Source organism: Herbaspirillum sp. ST 5-3, from assembly GCF_004804275.1.
Taxonomy (GTDB): domain Bacteria; phylum Pseudomonadota; class Gammaproteobacteria; order Burkholderiales; family Burkholderiaceae_D; genus Noviherbaspirillum.
Genome location: NZ_STGI01000002.1, coordinates 528,058 through 549,106, shown reverse-complemented (window position 1 = coordinate 549,106; position 21,049 = coordinate 528,058). Strand labels below are relative to the sequence as shown.

The 21,049-nt window shown below is 59.6% G+C and carries 21 protein-coding genes; 3 read left to right on the top strand and 18 right to left on the bottom strand.

Annotated features, from left to right (window positions below; translation table 11 throughout):
- Positions 1-6 precede the first annotated feature (6 nt).
- The 5 genes from E6W33_RS06150 to E6W33_RS06130 form a co-directional block, all read right to left on the bottom strand.
- A complete protein-coding gene (locus E6W33_RS06150) occupies positions 7-666 on the bottom strand; it encodes a site-2 protease family protein (RefSeq protein ID WP_136415396.1) in 660 nt (219 codons plus the stop codon).
- Positions 667-811: 145 nt separating this feature from the next.
- Complete coding sequence (locus E6W33_RS06145) at positions 812-1,435, bottom strand: L-threonylcarbamoyladenylate synthase (protein WP_136415394.1); 624 nt, start codon at positions 1,433-1,435, stop codon at positions 812-814.
- A 52-nt stretch (positions 1,436-1,487) separates the two neighbouring features.
- On the bottom strand, positions 1,488-2,369 hold the full coding sequence (gene htpX, locus E6W33_RS06140) for a protease HtpX (protein WP_136415392.1): 882 nt from the start codon (positions 2,367-2,369) through the stop codon (positions 1,488-1,490).
- A 106-nt stretch (positions 2,370-2,475) separates the two neighbouring features.
- Positions 2,476-3,312 (bottom strand): 3',5'-nucleoside bisphosphate phosphatase, encoded by an 837-nt coding sequence (locus E6W33_RS06135; RefSeq protein WP_136415391.1) that lies wholly within the window; start codon positions 3,310-3,312, stop codon positions 2,476-2,478.
- A 103-nt stretch (positions 3,313-3,415) separates the two neighbouring features.
- The gene (locus tag E6W33_RS06130) at positions 3,416-4,291 is read right to left on the bottom strand and encodes an alpha/beta hydrolase (protein WP_136415389.1); all 876 of its coding nucleotides are present in this window, start codon (positions 4,289-4,291) and stop codon (positions 3,416-3,418) included.
- Between the two features lie 108 nt (positions 4,292-4,399).
- Here E6W33_RS06130 and E6W33_RS06125 point away from each other — a divergent pair, with 108 nt between their 5' ends.
- Positions 4,400-6,082 carry an AMP-binding protein gene (locus tag E6W33_RS06125; RefSeq protein ID WP_136415388.1) on the top strand — a complete coding sequence of 561 codons (1,683 nt, stop codon included), beginning with the start codon at positions 4,400-4,402 and terminating at the stop codon, positions 6,080-6,082.
- A 6-nt stretch (positions 6,083-6,088) separates the two neighbouring features.
- Here E6W33_RS06125 and E6W33_RS06120 read toward each other — a convergent pair whose 3' ends face one another.
- The 3 genes from E6W33_RS06120 to E6W33_RS06110 form a co-directional block, all read right to left on the bottom strand.
- The gene (locus E6W33_RS06120) at positions 6,089-7,114 is read right to left on the bottom strand and encodes a patatin-like phospholipase family protein (protein WP_136415386.1); all 1,026 of its coding nucleotides are present in this window, start codon (positions 7,112-7,114) and stop codon (positions 6,089-6,091) included.
- A 163-nt stretch (positions 7,115-7,277) separates the two neighbouring features.
- Complete coding sequence (locus E6W33_RS06115) at positions 7,278-7,556, bottom strand: hypothetical protein (protein WP_136415384.1); 279 nt, start codon at positions 7,554-7,556, stop codon at positions 7,278-7,280.
- A gap of 211 nt (positions 7,557-7,767) precedes the next feature.
- Entirely contained in the window at positions 7,768-8,598 is an 831-nt protein-coding gene (locus E6W33_RS06110; RefSeq protein WP_136415382.1) for a ferritin-like domain-containing protein, read from the bottom strand.
- 56 nt (positions 8,599-8,654) lie between these two features.
- Between E6W33_RS06110 and E6W33_RS06105 the strand changes: the two genes are divergently transcribed.
- Both E6W33_RS06105 and hslO read left to right on the top strand, forming a co-directional pair.
- Positions 8,655-9,182 carry a gamma carbonic anhydrase family protein gene (locus E6W33_RS06105; RefSeq protein ID WP_136415380.1) on the top strand — a complete coding sequence of 176 codons (528 nt, stop codon included), beginning with the start codon at positions 8,655-8,657 and terminating at the stop codon, positions 9,180-9,182.
- A 118-nt stretch (positions 9,183-9,300) separates the two neighbouring features.
- Complete coding sequence (hslO, locus tag E6W33_RS06100; protein WP_136415377.1) at positions 9,301-10,227, top strand: Hsp33 family molecular chaperone HslO; 927 nt, start codon at positions 9,301-9,303, stop codon at positions 10,225-10,227.
- A gap of 39 nt (positions 10,228-10,266) precedes the next feature.
- Here hslO and ftsB read toward each other — a convergent pair whose 3' ends face one another.
- The 10 genes from ftsB to E6W33_RS06050 form a co-directional block, all read right to left on the bottom strand.
- Complete coding sequence (ftsB, locus tag E6W33_RS06095) at positions 10,267-10,587, bottom strand: cell division protein FtsB (protein WP_136415375.1); 321 nt, start codon at positions 10,585-10,587, stop codon at positions 10,267-10,269.
- A gap of 53 nt (positions 10,588-10,640) precedes the next feature.
- Positions 10,641-11,924, bottom strand: coding sequence for a phosphopyruvate hydratase (gene eno / locus E6W33_RS06090; protein ID WP_136415373.1), 1,284 nt, complete (start codon positions 11,922-11,924; stop codon positions 10,641-10,643).
- A gap of 121 nt (positions 11,925-12,045) precedes the next feature.
- On the bottom strand, positions 12,046-12,900 hold the full coding sequence (gene kdsA / locus E6W33_RS06085) for a 3-deoxy-8-phosphooctulonate synthase (protein WP_136415371.1): 855 nt from the start codon (positions 12,898-12,900) through the stop codon (positions 12,046-12,048).
- Positions 12,897-14,555 carry a CTP synthase gene (locus tag E6W33_RS06080; RefSeq protein WP_136415369.1) on the bottom strand — a complete coding sequence of 553 codons (1,659 nt, stop codon included), beginning with the start codon at positions 14,553-14,555 and terminating at the stop codon, positions 12,897-12,899. Before E6W33_RS06080 ends, kdsA begins: the two co-directional genes overlap by 4 nt.
- Positions 14,556-14,677: 122 nt before the next feature.
- The gene (locus E6W33_RS06075; protein ID WP_136415367.1) at positions 14,678-15,619 is read right to left on the bottom strand and encodes a lipid A deacylase LpxR family protein; all 942 of its coding nucleotides are present in this window, start codon (positions 15,617-15,619) and stop codon (positions 14,678-14,680) included.
- 7 nt (positions 15,620-15,626) lie between these two features.
- Positions 15,627-16,424, bottom strand: coding sequence for an alpha/beta hydrolase (locus tag E6W33_RS06070; RefSeq protein ID WP_136415364.1), 798 nt, complete (start codon positions 16,422-16,424; stop codon positions 15,627-15,629).
- Between the two features lie 110 nt (positions 16,425-16,534).
- A complete protein-coding gene (locus tag E6W33_RS06065) occupies positions 16,535-18,955 on the bottom strand; it encodes a DNA internalization-related competence protein ComEC/Rec2 (RefSeq protein WP_136415362.1) in 2,421 nt (806 codons plus the stop codon).
- Between the two features lie 3 nt (positions 18,956-18,958).
- Positions 18,959-19,756 (bottom strand): TatD family hydrolase, encoded by a 798-nt coding sequence (locus tag E6W33_RS06060; RefSeq protein ID WP_136415360.1) that lies wholly within the window; start codon positions 19,754-19,756, stop codon positions 18,959-18,961.
- Positions 19,746-20,432 (bottom strand): lipoprotein-releasing ABC transporter ATP-binding protein LolD, encoded by a 687-nt coding sequence (gene lolD, locus E6W33_RS06055; protein ID WP_136415357.1) that lies wholly within the window; start codon positions 20,430-20,432, stop codon positions 19,746-19,748. Before lolD ends, E6W33_RS06060 begins: the two co-directional genes overlap by 11 nt.
- Positions 20,433-20,434: 2 nt before the next feature.
- On the bottom strand, positions 20,435-21,043 hold the full coding sequence (locus E6W33_RS06050; RefSeq protein WP_136415355.1) for a glutathione S-transferase: 609 nt from the start codon (positions 21,041-21,043) through the stop codon (positions 20,435-20,437).
- Between the last annotated feature and the right edge of the window lie 6 nt (positions 21,044-21,049).

The window sequence follows — 21,049 nt, the reverse complement described above, 5'->3', positions numbered from 1 at the left end:
AGTGGTTCAGCTCAGAAAAATGGTCAGTGGGGAAAGAATCAGTTTTAGCGCTGCGTGGGCAATGGTCATGACAGGCACCATCCAGAAATACAACACCTTCAGCATGACCAGTGCCATCACAATGAAAAAGCCGTAGGGCTCGATCTGCGCGAATTTGTAGGCATAGCGATGCGGCAATATGCTGGTCAGCACGCGACCACCGTCAAGCGGCGGGATCGGGAACAGGTTAAACGCCAGCATGACCAGATTGCTCAACACGCCCGCCTGGGCCATGCGACTGAAGAATTCCTCTTCGACACCGGCGACCGCAAGAACGATCGCAAATATCATCCATATCAAGGCCATGACAAAATTGGATGCGGGTCCCGCCAGCGCAACCCACGCCATATCGCGCTTGGGCTTGCGCAAGTTGCCGTAATCGATGGGAACCGGCTTGGCATAGCCGAACAGAAAGGCCCCGGACGTGGCGATGTACAACAAGATCGGAATGACAATCGTGCCGAAGGGGTCAATATGCTTGAGCGGGTTCAGGCTCATGCGCCCTTGCAGGTAAGCGGTCGAGTCGCCGAAATAGCGTGCCGCGTAGGCGTGAGCGGCTTCGTGCAGCGTAATCGCAAAGAGCACTGGCAGTGCGTACACTGCCATCGTTTGAATAAGGTCATCCATGGGGTGAGATTCTAACAGAGGGCCACCACGGCCAAGGGTGCGACCGGGAAAAGCCTGAAACATGCTTCTTTTGCCATGGCGGGCGGGCCGATCCGGACAAGTTGGGCCACACACCTAAAGTGCCGGGGGCGACTGGCACGGAAAACTACAGCCCGAATGGAGCCGGATCACCGCTTCCTTGCCGCAGCAGGACCGGCTCGTCCGCCGTAAGATCGATCACGGTGGTGGGCACCAGGCTGCAGGCACCGCCATCAATCACCAGTTCAACCTGGCGCGCAAGTTGATCACGCACTTCCTCCGGATCGGTCAGAGGCTCGTTTTCGCCCGGCAGGATCAGCGTCGTACCCAGTAGCGGCTGGCCGAGATCTTCCAGCAAGGCCTGGACTATCTGGTTCTCCGGAACCCGCAGGCCGATGGTCTTGCGTGATGGATGGCTCAGGCGGCGCGGTACTTCCTTGGTGGCCTCAAGGATGAATGTGTACGGGCCGGGAGTTGCGGTCTTGAGCAGGCGGTATTGGCGGTTGTCGACGCGCGCGTACTGCGCAATCTCGCTCAGATCGCGGCACAACAGCGTCAGGTGATGCTTGTCGTCGATGCCGCGGATACGCCGGATACGTTCGACCGCGGCCTTGTCGTCCAGGTGGCAAACAAGGGCATAGCAGGAATCGGTCGGCACGGCGACGATGCCCCCGCTGTGAATGATTTGCGCCGCCTGCTTGATAAGCCGCAGTTGCGGATTGTCGGGATGAATTTGAAAAAATTGGCTCATAAAAGAACGGCGGAAGTCCGCGGACGTCCGCCGTTACGGTTCTTTTTGTTAATCAGCGCGTGCCACGCAATGCGGCGATCCGCTCCTCGATCGGCGGATGGGTCGCGAACAGGGCTCCAAACCCTGATCCGCCGCCGTTAATACCGAACGACTTGAAGGCCTCCGGCATGTGCTCCGGCGGTTCCAATCCACCCAGGCGAGCCAATGCCTTCACCATGGGTTGGGGAGTGCCGAGCAATTTCGCCGAACCGGCATCCGCGCGAAATTCCCTGTAGCGCGAAAACCAGGCAACGATGATCGAGGCCAGGATGCCGAACACGATCTCACAAACGAATACAGTGACGACATAACCAATGCCGGGTCCGCGATCGTCGTTGTTGCGGAACACCGCCTTGTCGATCATGTAGCCGACGACGCGCGCAAGGAAGACTACAAAGGTATTGACCACGCCTTGAATCAAGGTCAGCGTCACCATGTCGCCATTGGCGACGTGGGCGATCTCATGGCCCAGGACGGCTTCCACCTCATCTCTCGTCATGCCTTCCAGCAAGCCGGTCGACACGGCAACCAGCGCGGAATTCTTGAACGCGCCGGTAGCAAAGGCATTCGGCTCGCCTTCGTAGACGGCGACTTCCGGCATGGCGATACCGGCACGCTCGGCCAGTTTTTTGACGGTATCAACCAGCCATAATTCTGTTGACGATGATGGTGCGTCGATGACGTGCGCGCCGGTTGACCATTTCGCCATCTGCTTGCTCATCAGCAGCGAAATGAATGCGCCGGTGAAACCGACCACCAGCGAATACACCATCAGGTTACCGAGGTTCAACCCGTTCGCCGTGAGATAACGGTTTACGCCCAGCAAGGAAAGTACAACCGACATGACGAGCATGACGGCAAGATTGGTGGCAAGAAAAAGTATGATTCGCTTCATTCAAGGATCTCCTGGTTCAAGCGATGCATAGATTGGGTTGTTTGCTAGAAATTCAAGATGTCATGATGCCAGCCGCACAAGCAGAGCATTAGCAACCGCTCCGGCCTTACAGGCGCCAGTCATGCCAGACCGGCACGACGGAGGCAGGCAAGGGCGGCAGCGCCCCGAGTTCGGTATGCGATTCGCCAGGCCCGTGGAAATCCGATCCCCGCGACGCAAGCAAGTTGTAGTTCTTTGCAACTGTGGCAAAGCGTGCGTATTCTTGTTCCGTGTGGCTGCCAGTCACCACTTCGACGCCGACGCCGCCATGGCGCTTGAATTCCGACAAAAACACGTCCAGTTCCAGATCGTCGAAGTCGTAGCGACCGGGATGGGCAACCACGGCGATGCCGCCGGCCCCGCGAATCCAGTCCACCGCGTTCTTCAGCGTGGCCCAGCGATGTGGGACAAAGCCCGGCTTGCCTTCGATCAGATAGTTGCTGAAGACTTCGCTGACGTCCTTGCAGACGCCAAGTTCGACAATGTAGCGTGCGAAATGCGTGCGGGAGATCAGGTCGGGGTTGCCGACGTGTTTGAGCGCACCTTCAAATGCATTCGGAATTCCGGCTTCGGCAAGCTGGGCCGCCATTTCACGAGCGCGCCGCTCGCGTCCTGAACGCGTGTTCTTCAAACCCTCGGCCAGATCCTGATTTTTTTCATCGAATCTCAGGCCGACGATATGCACCGTGCGCGCAGCCCAGGTGACCGAGATCTCGACACCCGTGACGTAATGCATGCCAAGCGCGTTTGCCGCCTCGCGTGCTTCCGGAATGCCATCGATTTCGTCATGATCGGTCAGCGCCCAGACGTCGACACCGCCGGCCTTGGCGCGAGCGGCAACATCCGATGGCGCGAGCGCACCGTCGGAAACCCTGGAATGACAATGAAGATCGACGTTCAGCATGAAGAAAGAGTCCAAAGGCGGCAATGAAACATCGATCATTGTACGCCGACCAGCCCTTCCCTGCCGCACGCCTCCAGCAGAAGCAGTGCCGTCTCTTGCGCTGTCAGTCCAGAAATTGCTCGATCAAGGTCGCCAGCGCCTCCGGCTGGTCATGATGCAGCATATGTCCGGCATCATTGATCATCGCCGTAGTGACATTCGGAATGAACTTGATCCGGCGATCAATCTCGACACGCGCCTTTTCCTTTGGCCCCATCCAGCGCCACGCTTCGGTGTCGTCCGCTTCGACCCACAAAACCGGTGCCGTGATCGCCTGCCAGCAGGCCAGCACTTCATCCACGCGATACAGAATCGGACTGCTGAGCTTGTGGGCGGGATCGCCCAGGATTTCCCATTCGCCGCGCGCATTCTGCGCCGACCAATGACCGGCCAGGAAAGCGGCACGCTCATCGGTCAGGCGCGGATTGGTTTTTTGCAGTCGTGCGGCAACCTCGGCCTGGGTCGAATACGCGCGCATGCCGGGCGGATTGCGCAACTCGTCCAGCCATTTTGCGTACCGTTTGGGAGCTTGCTCCGGATGCGTGGACGGCAAGCCGAATCCCTCCAGGTTGATCAGCTTCCTGATGCGTTCGGGACGCACGCCGGAATAGATGCACACCACATTGCCGCCCATGCTGTGCCCGAGCAAATCGACCGGGGCATCCGGGGAATAGTGGTTGAGAATCGCATCCAGATCGCCGAGATAATCCGCGAACCAGTAGGAATCCACACCCGGATTCTTGGTCAGACCAAAACCGCGCCAATCCGGGGCAATGACGTGCCAGTCACGCTTCAGGCAGTCGACCACGAACTGGAAGGAAGCGGACACATCCATCCAGCCGTGCACCATGAACAACTTGGGCGCATCTTCATTGCCCCAGTGACGCACATGGTACTGGAGCCCGCGGACAGGGATGAATTCGGAACGAGAAAATTTCATGTCTGGTAAGCCGGGTCAAAGGAGGTTTTCGAATAAATCGGCATAATAGGCAGCTTCAGAAGCGACAGATTTATAGCACGACCGTTCGATAATTATACTGGAGAGGCCATGACTTCTGCTGAACGCACTTCCCAGCCGGATGACTACGATGTTCTTTACAACGAGTTCCGCTGGAGTGTTCCCACTGAACTGAATATCGCTGAAGTTTGTTGCGCGCGCTGGGCGACAGACCCGGCACGTATCGCAATCTATCACGAGGATGAGTCGGGAGAGACCTCTACCCTGACCTACGCGGCGCTGCATGAGCAGGCAAACCGGCTGGCCAATGTGCTGCGAGCACTCGGCGTGAAAAAAGACGATCGCGTGGCCATCGTGCTCCCGCAGCGTCCCGAAACCGCGATTATCCATATGGCATGCTACCGTCTTGGCGCAATCGCCATGCCGCTGTCCATCCTGTTCGGCCCTGAAGCCTTGGAATACCGCCTGCAAAATAGCGAAGCGGGTGTCGCCATCGTGGACCAGACCGGCCACCAGAACCTGCAGGAAATCCGCGCCAGCTGCCCGGCATTGCAGCACGTCGTCGCGATTGATTGCGAGGCAGTGGATGCGCTGGACTGGCACAATGAACTCGCACGTGCCAGCACCATTTTCGACCCGGTGCGCACGCTTGCCACCGACCCTGCCGTCCTCATTTATACCAGCGGCACCACCGGCGCGCCGAAAGGCGCCTTGATCCCGCAATCGGCCATCATCGGCAACCTGACCGGTTTTGTCGCCTCGCAAAACTGGTTCCCGCAGGATGGCGACGTGTTCTGGTCGCCCGCCGACTGGGCCTGGACCGGCGGATTATGGGACGCCCTGCTGCCGACGCTGTACTTCGGCAAGCCGATCGTCGGCTTTCGTGGACGCTTCTCGCCGGACACCGCGTTCTATCTCCTTGAGAAATACGGCGTGACGAATACCTTCCTGTTTCCGACCGCGCTGAAAATGATGATGAAAGCCTGCCCGGCGCCGCGCGAAAAGTATGCGCTCCGGCTGCGCGCGATCATGAGTGCGGGCGAGGCGGTTGGCGATACGGTATTCAACTGGTGCCAGTCGGCGCTTGGCGTCACACCCAATGAAATGTTCGGACAGACGGAGATGAACTACATCGTCGGCAACAGTGCGCAACGCTGGCCGGCGAAGCCTGGCAGCATGGGTCGCCCCTATCCCGGCCATCGCGTGGCGGTCATCGACGATGAAGGCATGCCCGTCAAAGCCGGCGAGACCGGCGAAGTCGCCCTCAACCGTATCGACATCCACGGCGATCCCGATCCGATCTTTTTCATCGAATACTGGAAAAACCCGGAAGCCACGCGCTGCAAGTACAGCGGCGACTGGTGCCGCACCGGCGACCTGGCATCTGTCGACGAGGATGGCTATCTCTGGTATCAGGGCCGTGCCGACGACATGTTCAAGGCTGCCGGCTATCGCATCGGCCCGTCCGAGATTGAAAACTGCCTGGTCAAGCACCCTGCCGTCGCCAATGTCGCCGTCGTGCCCAAGCCGGATCCTGAACGCGGCAACATCGTCAAGGCCTTCGTCGTGCTCACGCCGGACGTCGAGCGCAGCAAGGAAGCCGACGAGAAACTGATCGCCGAGCTGCAAACGCATGTGCGCGGCAAGCTCGCGCCTTACGAATATCCGAAGGAAATCGAGTTCATCTCCGAATTGCCGATGACAACCACCGGAAAGGTCCAGCGACGTATTCTGCGACTGAAGGAGCAAGAACGGTCGGCAAGCGGGCAGTAAGTTTCCTTAGCCGAACAGGCGTGCCAACCTGAACGATGAGCGCACGCCGAGTTGCTGAAAGTTCTGCTCCAGCCACTCTCCGGCGCGCACCCGGCCTTCGTCATGCAGACCATTGATGAAAGCCGGATGCGCGTTGAGCTTGCTGTGGCGCCCCAACTGGCTCATCAGCTCCCGGGATTCGATCCTGTGCATGTTGAGCTGACGCAGCCTGCGCTCCAACCGGCCGAATGAAAACCAGCTGCGCCGGGCCTCGCGCTGCGCGAGCATCAGTCCCTGCAGCTCTGTAAAAAAGGTCGAGCTGAAGCCCATTTCCGTGAGTCTGTGCCAGATGTCGTCGGCCGTGATCGGCGTCCGGCTGTGCGGCTGCGGGTGCAGCAATACCACCATGATGTCGCGCGACGTGCACTTGTGCACCAGCGGGAACAGCGGCGGGTTTGCAGTCAGGCCGCCATCCCAATAAGCCTCGCCATCGATTTCCACTGCCCTGTGCAGCAGGGGCAGGCACGCCGACGCCAGCAACACGTCGAGCGTCAGCTGCTTGTTGCGAAACAGTTTCAGGGTGCCGGTACTGACCTGCGTGGTTGCAATGAAGAGCCGCGTCCTGCATTCCGCGCGCAGTCGTTCGAAATCGATCTGTCTGGTGAGAATGTCGCGTAGCGGGTTGATGTCGAAAGGGTTGAGCTGGTACGGCGAAAAAAACCGCAGCAAGGGCATGAGCGCCTTGTAGGCAGCGGGAATATCGGATTGCGCCGCGAGCTTGGCCGGCGCGGCGATGCTTTCCGTGCTGGTGCTGAAAGGCGCGCTTCTGGCGACACTTCCCCAGAATTCCTTCAACGCCTGCCGGGCACCGTCCCGCCCGCCCGTGGTGAGCCCATGTGCAAGAACGACGGCATTCATCGCACCGGCGCTCGCCCCGCTGATTCCCTCGATTTCGATGCGCTCGTCTTCCAGCAGGCGATCAAGTACACCCCACGTGAATGCGCCGTGCGATCCGCCGCCCTGCAGCGCCAATGTAATGCGTTTTCTCTCCATGGCATCTCTTTCGAAATCAGGCGTGAAGACGCGACCGGCACATCCGTGCCGGGACGCGAATCCGAGTGTTATTGGGAGACGTTACCGCAGTGGGCAACGCTGCGCTGTCCCGACTTGCTTTAGCCGGTGGCGGCAAGTTTCGCTGGAGCGACGGAACAGAAGATTATTCTTTCTTCTGCTTGTCCTGTCCGCCCTCTGCCTTCTGCATGTCCTGCGCTTCGTCTTGCAGTTTCTGTCCGAGTTGCTGCATGGCTTGTCCGGCTTTCTCGGTTGCCTTGTTTAGCTCAGTTCCGGCGCGAGCAGCGGCTTGATCGATTTGCTGGCCGGCTTTCTCGGCCGGTCCTTTTTCCTCGGCAACCTCTTTTTTCTGACACGCGGATAGACTGAGCATCAGCACCCCGATTGCCATCAAGGTCGCGGCGGATTTCGCTGAGTTCTTCATTTGTGTAACTCCTTCCCTATACAAGGTCACGACCTCTTGACCGCATCAGAACGGGACGTTTCCGAAATCCTTATGGGAAACGACTCCCTCAATCAATGCCAAGAGACAAATGCGACATCAATAAAGACCAGTGCCGAAGACTGAAGGTTCCAAAGCCATTACGTGTTGGAAATTTCGTAATGGCATGCGGCGATCATTCGCGCTCTGGATATCATGAACCTAACAGGATCAGTTCCGCGTCGCTGAAGCCAGCGGCCTTCCGCGCCTCCAGGTTGAATGGCCCGCGCAATGCCGGCGCGCGGTATTGCTCTGCAAGTACGGCATAGCTTGCAATCGGGTCGAGCCCGCGCGAAGCGCATAGCCAGCCAAACCAGCGATTGCCAATGGCGACGTGGCCGATTTCATCGCGCAGGATGATGTCGAGAATTTCGGCTGCGGCAAGATCGCCGGCCTGCGCCAGCTTCGCCCGGACCGGCGGCGAGGCGTCAAGTCCGCGCGCTTCCATGGTGCGAGGAACCAGTGCGATACGCGCCAGCACATCGCCACTGGTTTTTTCGGCCATGTCCCACAAGCTGTTATGCGCCGGGAAATCTCCGTAGGCGTAGCCCAGAACCCGCAAGTGATCCGCCAACAGGGAGAAATGCACCGCCTCTTCTGCGGCAACCTTCAACCAGTCAGCATAATAGTCGTCCGGCATGCCTTCGAATCGCCAGATGGCATCGAGCGCCAGATTGATCGCGTTGAACTCGATATGCGCCAGCGCATGAACCATCGCCGCCCGGCCCTCGAGCGTGCGCATGGAGCGATGCTTGACCGACAAGGGCGAGACAAGCTCCGGGCGGGCAGGACGCCCCGGTACGGGATGCTGCGGGATCAGAGTGCGGCTTGCATCAAGACGCACGGCGCCGCTGTGCCATTCTTCCAGCAAGGTTTGGACGCCCTGTGCCTTGCGTGTCGGGTCGGCCACGCAGAGCCAGTGCAAGGCAGTGCCGCGCAACTCTGTCATTTGGGCAAGGGAATTCGGATCTGAAGATGGGTTCATGCCGGCGGCGGTAAAATGGCGGTTTCGACCACGAACAGATTATTTTACGGAAATCCATGGCCATCTACCAATTAGGCGAACAGGTCCCCGAAGTCGATGCCTCCGCTTATGTAAGCGATTCGGCGAACGTTATCGGCAAGGTACGAATCGAAGCAAATGCGAGCGTCTGGTTCAACGTGACGATCCGCGGCGACAATGAGTTGATCACTGTGGGGGAAAACAGCAACGTCCAGGAAGCTTGCGTCTTGCATACCGATCCGGGCTATCCGCTCACCATCGGAAAGAACGTGACCGTCGGCCATCAGGCAATGCTGCATGGCTGCACGATCGGCGAGGGCTCGCTGATCGGCATTCAGGCGGTCATCCTGAATGGCGCGAAGATCGGCAAGAACTGTCTGGTCGGCGCCGGCGCGCTGGTCACGGAAGGCAAGGAATTTCCGGACAACTCGCTGATTATCGGCTCGCCGGCAAAGGTGGTGCGTACCTTGAGCGCAGAGGATATCGCCCGCACGCAAAGCAATACGGCGAATTACGTCAAGCGCGGTCAACTGTTCAAGCGTGAGCTGAAACGGATCGACCGCTGATTTTCAGGGGAATGGCTCAGCCGTTCCCGTCTCATTACTCCCCTCTCCCATGCATATGAGGGGTTCAGGGCTGAGGGCCGGGCTTTGCTCGCCGCTACTCTGTTTTGCAAAGCTCAACATGATGGATACGTTACAACGCTTTATTTTTGAAAACTCCGCCGTGCGCGGCGAGCTGGTCGAGATTTCCGACACCTGGGCTCAGGTGCAGGCGCGCCGCGACTACCCGGCTGCTGTCAGAACGCTGCTGGGCGAGATGCTGGCCGCTGCCGCGCTCCTTTCCGCCAATCTGAAATTCAACGGCATGATCGTAATGCAAATGCATGGCGACGGTCCGGTAAAACTGCTGGTGGTCGAGTGCGATTCGGACCTGCGCCTGCGAGCGACCGCAAAGCTGGGGCATGAGGTGGAAATCCCGGACGATGCCGGCCTCACGCAACTGGTCAATATCCATGGTCGCGGGCGCTTCGTGATCACGCTCGACCCGATGGATAAAATGCCGGGCCAGCAACCATACCAGGGCATTGTCCCGCTGGATGGCGACTCGGTCGCGGCGGTGATTGAAAACTACATGCTGCGCTCCGAGCAGCTCGACACCAAGCTCTGGCTCGCTGCGGACACGAAGGTGTCGCGCGGGCTGCTCCTGCAAAAGCTGCCAAACGAGGGCGGCCTTGGCGCCTCTGCCACGGAAGATGCGGATGCATGGGATCGGACCGTGGCATTGGCATCGACGGTGCGCCAGGAAGAGTTGCTGTCGACCGACATCAATACCTTGATGCGCCGCCTGTTCTGGGAAGAAACGATACGCATATTCGAGCCGCGGCATCCGAGCTTTCACTGCAGTTGCACGCGCGAGAAGGTCGCCAACATGCTCAAGATGCTCGGCAAGCCGGAAGTCGATTCAGCGCTGGATGAACTCGGGAAGTTGTCGATCAATTGCGACTTTTGCGGTCAGCATTACGAATTCGACAAGGTGGATTGTGCGCAGCTGTTCGCAATTGAAAACACGAGCGACGCGATTCAGCAGGCGGGCAGGATCAGGCACTGAGCTGTCAGCGGGGTGCGGGCTACGGCTCGCCCACTGACGTCAGTCCTGTTTCTGCTTGGGCTGGGCGGAAGACGCGACCGGCTTTCCGCTGGGTTCCAGGATCTGGATGAAGATTTCACCATCCTTGATCATGCCCAGTTCATAGCGGGCACGTTCCTCGACGGCGCCGGTCCCTTCGCGCAAATCGTTCACTTCCGAATTGAGCTTGGCATTGCGCGCCTTCAGCTCGTCGTTCTTCTTTCGCGCGGCAGCCACCTGATTGTCGAGGTCCCAGACGCGCAGCCAACCGCCTTTGCCCAGCCACAAGGGGTACTGGATCAGCAGAAGCAAAACGGCAAGGCTGAGAGTGATCAGGCGCATCCCGGTATTCTCTACGAATTTGGGGGCTTTCGCCCCCAAATTTTTCGTTGACCTTAGCGCAGGTTGTAGAACGCGCTACGGCCGGGATAGCTGGCGATATCGCCCAGGTCTTCCTCGATGCGCAGCAACTGGTTGTACTTGGCCATGCGGTCGGAACGCGACATCGAACCGGTCTTGATCTGCAAGGCATTGGTGCCGACCGCGATGTCGGCAATCGTCGCATCCTCGGTCTCGCCCGAACGATGCGAAATCACCGCAGTGTAGCCGGCGCGCTTGGCCATCTCGATCGCTGCGAAGGTTTCCGTCAGCGTGCCGATCTGGTTGATCTTGATGAGAATCGAATTGGCGATGTTCTTCTGGATGCCTTCGCGCAGAATCTTGGTATTGGTCACGAACAGGTCGTCGCCCACCAGCTGCACCTTCTTGCCCAGCGCATTGGTCAGCGTCGCCCAGCCTTCCCAGTCATTCTCCGCCATGCCGTCCTCGATCGAGATGATCGGGTACTTGTCGCACCAGGTCGACAGCAGGTTGGTGAAGTCGCCCGAGGTCAGCACCAGGCCTTCGCCATCCAGGTGGTACTTGCCGTCCTTGTAGAACTCCGAGGCGGCGCAATCCAGGCCGAGCGCGATCTGCGTGCCCGGCTCGTAGCCGGCCTGCTCGATGGCTTGCAGGATCAGCTTGATGGCGGCTTCATGGTTGTCGACGGACGGCGCGAAACCGCCTTCGTCGCCCACTGCGGTGGTGAGCTTCTTGTCGTGCAGGATCTTCTTCAGCGTGTGGAACACTTCCGCGCCGTAGCGGATCGCTTCACGGAAGCTCGGTGCGCCCACCGGGATGATCATGAATTCCTGCAGGTCGAGATTGTTGTCGGCATGCGCGCCGCCATTGATGACGTTCATCATCGGTACCGGCATCTGCATGGCGCCGGAACCGCCAAAGTAGCGGTACAGCGGCAGGCCGGATTCCTCGGCAGCAGCCTTGGCGACAGCCATCGATACGGCCAGCGTTGCATTGGCGCCAAGGCGTGCCTTGTTGTCGGTGCCGTCGAGGTCGATCAGGGTGCGGTCGAGGAAGGCTTGCTCGTTGGCATCGAGGCCCATGATGGCTTCGGAAATTTCGGTATTGATGTTTTCACAGGCCTTGAGCACGCCCTTGCCGAGGTAGCGGCTCTTGTCGCCGTCGCGCAGCTCGATGGCTTCGCGCGAGCCGGTGGACGCGCCCGAGGGCACGGCGGCGCGGCCCATCACGCCGGACTCCAGCAGCACGTCGCATTCGACGGTCGGATTGCCGCGCGAGTCGATCACTTCGCGGCCGATGATATCAACGATGGCACTCATTCAAATCTCCCAAATCAAAAGAAAATTCCGTAGGCGGCGTAACGTGCAACGATCCCGCGCACCGATTCAGCATCATTATCATGGAGGGTGTGTCGCGCACACCCGAATACCGCAAGACCGATCAAGAAAAATCGGTTTCCAGGAAGCCTGCCTTTTTCACCACGCGATCGAGTTCAATCAACGTAGACAACAGTTCCTTCATGCGCCCGAGCGGAACCGCGTTGGGGCCGTCGGACTTCGCTTCGGCCGGATTCGGATGGGTTTCCATGAACAGGCCGGAAATACCCACGGCGACCGCCGCCCGTGCCAGCACCGGCACGAATTCGCGTTGACCACCCGATGACGTGCCCTGCCCGCCCGGCAACTGTACCGAATGGGTTGCATCGAACACGACGGGGCATCCGGTCTCACGCATGATAGCCAGCGAACGCATGTCTGATACGAGATTGTTGTAACCGAACGAGACGCCGCGTTCGCAGGCCATGAAGTTGTCCTGCTCCAGCCCCGCTTCGCGCGCGGCCTCGCGTGCCTTGTCGATGACATTCTTCATGTCGCCCGGTGCGAGGAACTGGCCCTTCTTGATATTGACCGGCCTGCCCGACTGTGCGCAAGCGCGGATGAAATCGGTCTGGCGACACAGGAATGCCGGCGTCTGCAGCACGTCGACGACTGCCGCAACCGGCTTGATTTCGTTGATTTCGTGCACGTCGGTAAGAACCGGCACGCCGATCTGCTTCTTCACTTGCGCCAGGATTTCCAGGCCCTTGTCCATGCCAAGGCCGCGGAACGACGTGCCTGACGAGCGATTGGCCTTGTCGAACGATGACTTGTAGATGAACGGGATGCCAAGTTCGGTCGTCATTTCCTTCAGGCGGCCGGCAGTATCGAGCGCCATTTGCGGCGACTCGATCACGCAGGGACCGGCAATCAGGAAAAACGGCCGGTCGAGTCCGGCTTCAAAACCGCACAGCTTCATGCTGCTTTCCTCTCGGATGACGCCCGCTTGTGCGCAAGCGCAGCCTTGATGAAGGAAATGAACAAGGGATGGCCGTCACGCGGTGTCGATTTGAATTCAGGATGGTATTGCACGCCGACGAACCACGGATGCGCATTCTCGCCCGAGCGCGGCAATTCCATGATCTCGCACAGACCTTCGGTCGGCGTGCGGGCGGAAACAATCAAACCGGCTTCCTCGACGCGACCGAGGTAATGGTTGTTCGCTTCATAGCGGTGACGATGGCGTTCCGTAACCTTGTCGCCATAGATCTCGGCTGCAAGCGTGCCCGGTTTTACCGCACAGGTTTGCGCACCAAGACGCATGGTGCCGCCAAGGTCGGAGTTGACATCACGCTTTTCGATCTTGCCGTCGTGGTTCTGCCATTCCGTGATCAATGCGACCACGGGATGTACTGTTTCGGTATCGAACTCGGTCGAGTTGGCGCTTGTCAGCCCGGCCTTGTTACGTGCATATTCGATCAGTGCGACTTGCATGCCAAGGCAGATGCCGAGGTAGGGAATCTTGTTCTCGCGCGCATAACGCGCGGCAGCAATCTTGCCTTCCACGCCGCGCTTGCCGAAGCCGCCCGGCACCAGGATCGCATCATATTTCGCGAGACTGCCGACGCCGTTCGCCTCGATTTCTTCGGAATCGATGTATTCGATATTGACGCGGCTTTCGGTATGAATGCCGGCGTGACGCAATGCTTCCGTCAGCGATTTGTACGACTCGGTCAGGTCGACGTATTTGCCGACCATGCCGATGGTGACTTCCGCCTTCGGATGTTCCAGGGCATACACCAGCTTGTTCCAGACGGACAGGTCTGCGGGCTTCGGGGACAGGCCGAGCTTGTCGCAGATGATCTTGTCGAGCCCCTGGTCGTGCAGCATCTGGGGAATCTTGTAGATCGTGTCGGCATCCCAAACGGAGATGACGGCCTCTTCCGGCACATTGGAGAACAACGAAATCTTGGCACGCTCGTCATCCGGAATGGGACGATCGGCACGGCACAGCAGCGCATCCGGCGAAATACCGATTTCACGCAATTTCTGGACGCTGTGCTGGGTCGGCTTGGTCTTGAGCTCGCCGGCGGATGCGATGTACGGCACCAGCGTCAGGTGCACGAATGCGGTCTCGTTGCGCCCGGCGCGCAGGCTCAACTGACGCGCGGCCTCGAGGAAGGGCAGCGACTCGATGTCGCCGACGGTGCCGCCGATTTCAACCAGCGCGACATCGAAACCTTCCGCGCCGCGATGAATGTAATCCTGGATTTCATTGGTGATGTGCGGAATCACCTGCACCGTCTTGCCGAGATACTCGCCGCGACGCTCCTTGCGGATCACGGACTCGTAAATCTGGCCGGTGGTGAAATTGTTGAGCTTCTTCATCCTGGCGGTGATGAAGCGCTCATAGTGTCCAAGGTCGAGGTCGGTCTCGGCACCGTCGTCGGTGACGAACACTTCGCCGTGCTGGAATGGGCTCATCGTGCCGGGATCCACATTGATGTAGGGATCGAGCTTGATGAGGGTGACTTTGATGCCGCGCGATTCGAGGATCGCCGCGAGAGAAGCGGCTGCAATCCCTTTACCGAGGGATGAAACAACGCCGCCAGTGACGAATACAAACTTGGTCATTGCTGAGATGTGCCGGACGGCACGTGCGGGAAATTCAAATTATACCTCAAACCGGTTTTCGATCGCCCTCTTTCCGGATTTTTATGCCTTTGTCACATCCCGCATTCTGAAACAGCGCACGCTCACGGCGTGTAGGAAAATTGCAGATGAAGGTAGCTCTGGGCGCCGATCGAATTCGCCAATTCCCGTATTTCGTTGCTGCGCCGGACCAGGGACATGCGCGCCCCGAATACCCCGCGATTCCAGACGACACCGGCTTCCGCTTCACCGACGAAACGTTTCGGGTCCACGGTGTGCGGATTGTTTCTGGAAAAATACCCGCCCTGCAATGTCGCGTTGTAACCGACCGCGCGCGCATCGGTACGCAAAAAACCGTAAAACGTCGACTTCGTCGGCAAATTGCTCAATTGCCCGGCACGGACGAGAAGGCCGGCGCCGACATCCGCAAATATGTTTCCGAAGCGTCCGTTCAGACTGGGCGTCACATCCATGTGTGAGGCAGGCGACCAGCGTATGGGCGCAACATCCGCATACAGGACGACGCCGGCCTCGTTTCGTACCTGCTTGCTCCAGGCCTGGGGCAACGGCTGATGCAAAATGCGATGGAATGTCGTCTGTGTCCAGTCGCCACCCGCGCACGGACCAAGACAGCCGAGGTCGATGCCGATGCGGGTATGCGTGCCATCCGCGTTGGCGACTTCCTTGAAAAAGCCGCCGTACAGCCAACCGGCATAGGGATGATTGGGTGGGCCGATCAGCGCGGGCGGCAATTTGATGTCAGAAGCAGTGTACAGCTCCTGGCCGACTCTCCAGCCGAATGTCGTCGCTTGACTCCCTCTTTCCAGGGTCTGTGTATAAGCGTAGCGCATGCCGCTGGTATAAAACCCGTCATTCCGGTTGAGCAACAAGGTGTCATTGTCGATGTCAACGACATGCGCACTCCTGCCCTCGGCGCGAACGGTTTGATAATCGGCGAGCAGACCGCTCAGTGTGCCGGCGCCGGCCCAGTTGCTGACAGCGAGCAAAATGCAGCCGGCGATGTATTGACGGTACGAATCGCGCATGGTGATTTCAGGAACGAATGAGTGATTTGATCATCGCGTGCACCGCATTGGCTGCCACTGCAGGCGACTCCATGGGAAACAGGTGGCCGCCGGGCACCTGGGCGAAATGCCGGCCGACCAGTCGCCGTGTAGCGCCAAGTCCGGCCTGGCGGCATTCGACCGAATGCTCGCCGCCGACAAAGCCGACCGGGACGGGAAAGCCACGATGCGCAAGGGCGCCCAAGTCGTGCGGTAGCGTGCGATAGACGGCGGTCTCCGTCTCCCGCCTGAAACGCAAGGTGACGCCATCCCGGTGCGGCGCAAGTCCATGTTCGATATAGTCGCGCAAGACCTCGGGCGGCCACACGGCGAACATCGGCTTGGATGCGAAGTGCGCATAGGCGGCCTCCGCGTCCGGCCAGACGTTGCGACGCTTTTCCGAAAACCGCGCAGGAGAGAACTTGTTGTCGACGCCCATTCGCTTCGCTATCCGCAACAGGAATGCACGCCAGCCCGCAACGACAGGCGAGTCCAGCAAAATCACGCAGCGCACGAGATCGGGCCTCGCCCTGGCGGCCATCAGGCAAAGCATGCCGCCCATCGAATGTCCGGCGAGTATGACCGGTTCGGCATAACGCGCCGCCAGCGTATCGCATAGTTCCTGCGCCAGTGCCGCCCAGCCATTGCTTACCGGGTAGGCAGGATCGTGCGCATGCATGGCAAGTGCCTGCACGTCGTAATGCTTCTTCAGGTGATCGAAAAACACGCGGTAGGTCCCCGCCGGAAAACTGTTTGCGTGCGCAAAGTGGATGATTGGTCGGCTCATTGTCTTGTATTCGTTGCAATCCTTGCTACGTCGAGCAATCAAAAATTGTCCTGCATTGTAATTCGATTGGGGCAAAGCCCACGCGCAGGCCGGCGGAAATAGCGGTTCGCCTAGCGCTCATACCAGTAGCGTGCATGATCAGTGCGATATTCCCTGACATCGAGCGCCGGGCCGAAGCGCAGCGTAATCGCCCCGGAATCGTCGCTACGTATGCGCTTGATTCCCATCTCGCCGTAGCGCGCGAAGACTTCGGCTTTCGGATGATGGTAGCGGTTACGATAACCGACCTGGAACAGCGCGATATCCGGTTGCACCGCCTGGAGGAAACGTGCGGTCGATGAAGTGCCGCTGCCATGATGCGGTGCGAGCAGCACCGACGCGCGCAATTGCTCTCGATCCTTGTCGAGCAGTTCCGCTTCCTGACCGGCTTCGATATCCCCCGGCAGCAGGATAGCGTGCGTGCCGATAGTGATCTTCAGCGTACAGCTGCGCGCATTCGGCTTCAATCTCGCCACATCATAGCTGTCGGCGGTCGGATGCAGCATGTCGAAGCGGATATCGTCCCAACTCCACGACTGCCCTGCCTCGCAGCGTTGATGATTGCGCGCGCGGGTGACGACGGCATGCCCCGACGGAAGCGAGGACGAGACCGAGGCGACCTCAAGCTCGTCGAGAATCGACAAGGCACCGCCAGAATGATCGTTGTCGGTATGGGAAACAATTACCAAATCCAGGCTAGTAATGCCACGCGCTTTCAGATAGGGCAAGATGACGCGATTTCCACCGTCCGATTCCGTGGAATACGCTGGACCGGTGTCATACAGCAAGCGTCGATGCGGCGTCTCCACCAGCAGTGCCATGCCCTGTCCGACATCAAACGCGGTGACCCACATTTCGCCTTCGGAAGGATGTGCCGCCTTGTTCAGGAAGATCGGAAACAAGCCCACGATGCCCAGCCAGCGAGCAGGCCAGCCGGCAGGAGCGAGCAGCCACAAGGTGCCGATCAGCGCTGCGAGGAAGGCCCACCATGGGGGAATCGGCGCGGCCCAGACCGCGGCGGGAAACGCACTCATCCACTGAAGGGATTGTGCCAGCCAATCGACCAGCAGATGCGCAAAGCCCAGTACCCAGTTTGCCAGGGGCGCCGGCAATACGCTGCCGGCGAGTGCGAGCGGTGTCACGAGAAAGCTGACCAAGGGAATTGCGATCGCGTTGGCGAGCGGGCTGATCAACGAAATCTGGCCGAATAATAACATCGTCAAAGGTACCAGGCCCAGCGTAACGACATATTGTGTCCGGCTCGCACTCGCGAGCGTCGCCAACAGTTTTTCCTTCGTCGTCAGGCCGCTTGTTGGCGCATACCCGCGCCCGGTCGATGCGTACAGGATGATGGCCACAGCGCCGAAGGACAACCAGAACCCCGGCCACAGGACTGCCCAGGGATCGAGCAGCACAACGATGCCCAGTGCCGCGCACAACACGTGGGAGACGCTGGTGATGCGCCCGAGCCAGAGTGCGGCGGCCACCACGGACAGCATGTAGAGCGTGCGCTGTGCGGGCACGCCGAATCCGGCAAGCAGCACATACAGCAATGCGGTCGCGGCGCCGACCAGCGCAGCGAACTTTTGCGCCGGCAGAATCAGCGGCAACTGTGCCCGCGTGAAGAAGGAGCGGCGCCATAGTGCGAACGCGGCAGCAGCGAACAGCCCGGCAATCATCGTGATGTGCAGACCGGAGATCGAGACCAGATGTCCGATACCCGTGCGGTTGAACACCTTCCAGTCAGACTGATTGATCGCGCGCTGATCGCCGATGACCAGTGCCACGATCACACCTGCATATTCCTTGCCCGGCAAGGCGGCGAGTATGCGGTCGCGCAGCCAGGCCCGGCATCGTTCGACGGCATTGCCGAAGCGCGGGACAAAGGCATCCAGCCGCTCGTTTTTCAGCGACGAGCGACGATCGGGACGCACATAGCCGGTCGCGCGCAGGTTCTGCTCCAGCAACCATACTTCATAGTCAAAACCATCGGGATTGGCGTTGCCGTGCGGGCGTCGCAGGCGAACCGTCAGTTGCCAACGTTCGCCGGGCTGCACGTCGCCGACGCCCTGCAGATCTTCGCCGTGAAATGCGGAATACCAGGACAAGGCAAGCCGCGGCGGCACAACCGGCGCTGCATCATCCGCGGCGAGGATGCGTTCGACCGCAAAATTGAATCGGACACCTTGGTCAAAGCGGTAAGGAAGACTGTCGATCGTTCCGACCACCGTGATGTCACGCCCTTCCCAATCCCTGGGCAATGCGTTCCCGAGATAGTGCTGCGCGAACAATCCGGCCCAGGCGAAGCCGGCAATGGCGCCGCAGCTCGCGAGCAATGGAATGCGTACGGCTTTTCTCTGCACGCTGCGCGAACGCAATGCGGACAATATCGCAAGCGCGAGCAGCAGCGCCAGAAGAGTCGATGACGGCAATGCGGCCTGATTCTGCAATACGGCAGCGCCGGCGACGAAACCGATGACGATGCTGCGCATTCGCTAGGCTACATGGATGAGGCGCGGCAACACTTCGCGCGCATTTTCCGAGGTGATTTGCGCGACCGACTCGGCGGCGATGCCGCGCAGCTCCGCAAGGACCTGGCCGATGCGCGGCAATTCCTCCGGGCTGTTACGCATGCGATGAATCCAGGCGGGAGGAATATCGGGCGCATCTGTCTCCAGAACCAGCGCTTCCTGCGGCAGCTCTGCGGCAAGACGCCGGATCTGCAATGCACGCGGAAAAGTCATCGCGCCGCCGAAACCGAGCTTGAAACCCAATCCGATGAAAGTGTCGGCCTGCTGGAAACTGCCGTTGAACGCATGCGCGATGCCGCCGGGAACCGTGATCCGGCGCAAATATTTGAGGATGGTGTCTTGCGAGCGGCGAATATGCAGCAGCACGGGAAGATCAAAGTCGCGTGCGATTTTCAGTTGTTCGCTATAGAAAAACTCCTGCTTTTCCCGCATCGGCCCTGAGCTCAGATCCGGCAGGAAGAAATCGAGGCCAATTTCGCCAACGGCAACGAAGTGCGCATCATCCATCGCTTGCCGGACGGCCTCGCGCACGGCTTCCAGGTCGCTCTCAGTCGCCTGCGGCACGAAGATGGGATGAATGCCGAGCGCGTAGGTGCAGTTGGTGTTTTGCCGCGCCAGATCTTGCACGGCTGCGAAGTTGCTGCAGGCGACCGCCGGGATCACGATCTGCGAAACATTCTGTCTCGCAGCACGCGCTGCCACCGCGTCGGACTCACCCGCGAACTCGCTCGCATCGAGATGGCAATGCGTGTCAATCCACATAGGGATGCAAACCATCCTCGGTCAGGCGCAAGACGCGGTCGCAATGCCGCGCAAGTTCGATATCGTGGGTGACGATGACAAAGGCGGTGCCGAGCGTGCGCGACAACTCGAGCATCAGGTCGAAGGTCTTGTGTGCGGTCGCGCGGTCGAGATTGCCTGTCGGCTCGTCGGCCAGAACACAGGCAGGCTGGGTCACCAGCGCGCGCGCCAGCGCTACCCGCTGCCGTTCGCCACCGGACAGTTCGCCCGGCACGTGCGTCACCCGATTGGCGAGCCCGACACGCGCGAGGACTTGTTGCGCAGCTTCATGCGCGTCATCGCGGCTTTGCCTGCGGATCATCAGGGGCATCGCAACGTTGTCGAGCGCGGAAAACTCCGGCAGCAAATGGTGGAACTGATACACAAAACCGAGCGACTTGTTGCGCAGCTCTCCGCGCGCTTTTTCGTTGAGACTGGCGAAATCCTGCCCGAGCAGCATCACGTTGCCGGCGGATGGCACATCCAGTCCGCCGAGCAGATGCAGCAAGGTCGACTTGCCGGAGCCGGATGCGCCGACGATGGCAACCCGCTCGCCTCTGGAAACGCTGAAATCGACGCCCTTGAGAACATTGACCGAGTATTTTCCCTGGGTGAATGTTTTCGCCAGGCCGCGGCAAGACAATACGATCTGGTCCATCGTCATTCCAAGGGAGTCTGTGCGAATGCCGGCAAGGCTTCGCAATAGGCGGACAAACGTTCCAGCTGCGGATAACGGCCTGTCGGGAATTCGGTCGGCAGCACGAACTGCGCAAAGCGCATGACCACCGCGCTGGTCACGTCCGCCTGAGTGAGAGGCGCGCCGGACAGGGCGGGCGATGGCGGCAGAGCTTCAAGCATGCCGAATGCGGTGTGCATCTGCTCGGTGCAACGGGTCACCCAAGGGGTGTAGCAGAATTCTTTCGGGCGCAGCGTGGTCTCGTAGACAATCTGCACCGCCTTTTCACCGGCGAGCAAGGCGGTTGCGCACTGCTGTTGCACCTTGCGGCGTGCGGGGCCTGCCGACGGCATCAAGCGTTTTTCAGGTGCGACTTCACCATCGAGGAAATCGAGGATGAAGCTGCTTTCCATCAGCTTCTCGCCACTGTCGAGGATCAGCATCGGCACTTTCAGCAGCGGGTTGATCTTGCGCATCTCGTCCTGATGACGGAAAACGGAAAGCGCCACATGCTCGAACTCGAAACCGTACAAACGCAGGGAGACGGCGACGCGGCGCACATAGAGGGAATCAAACAAGCCGACGAGTTTCATGGTTTC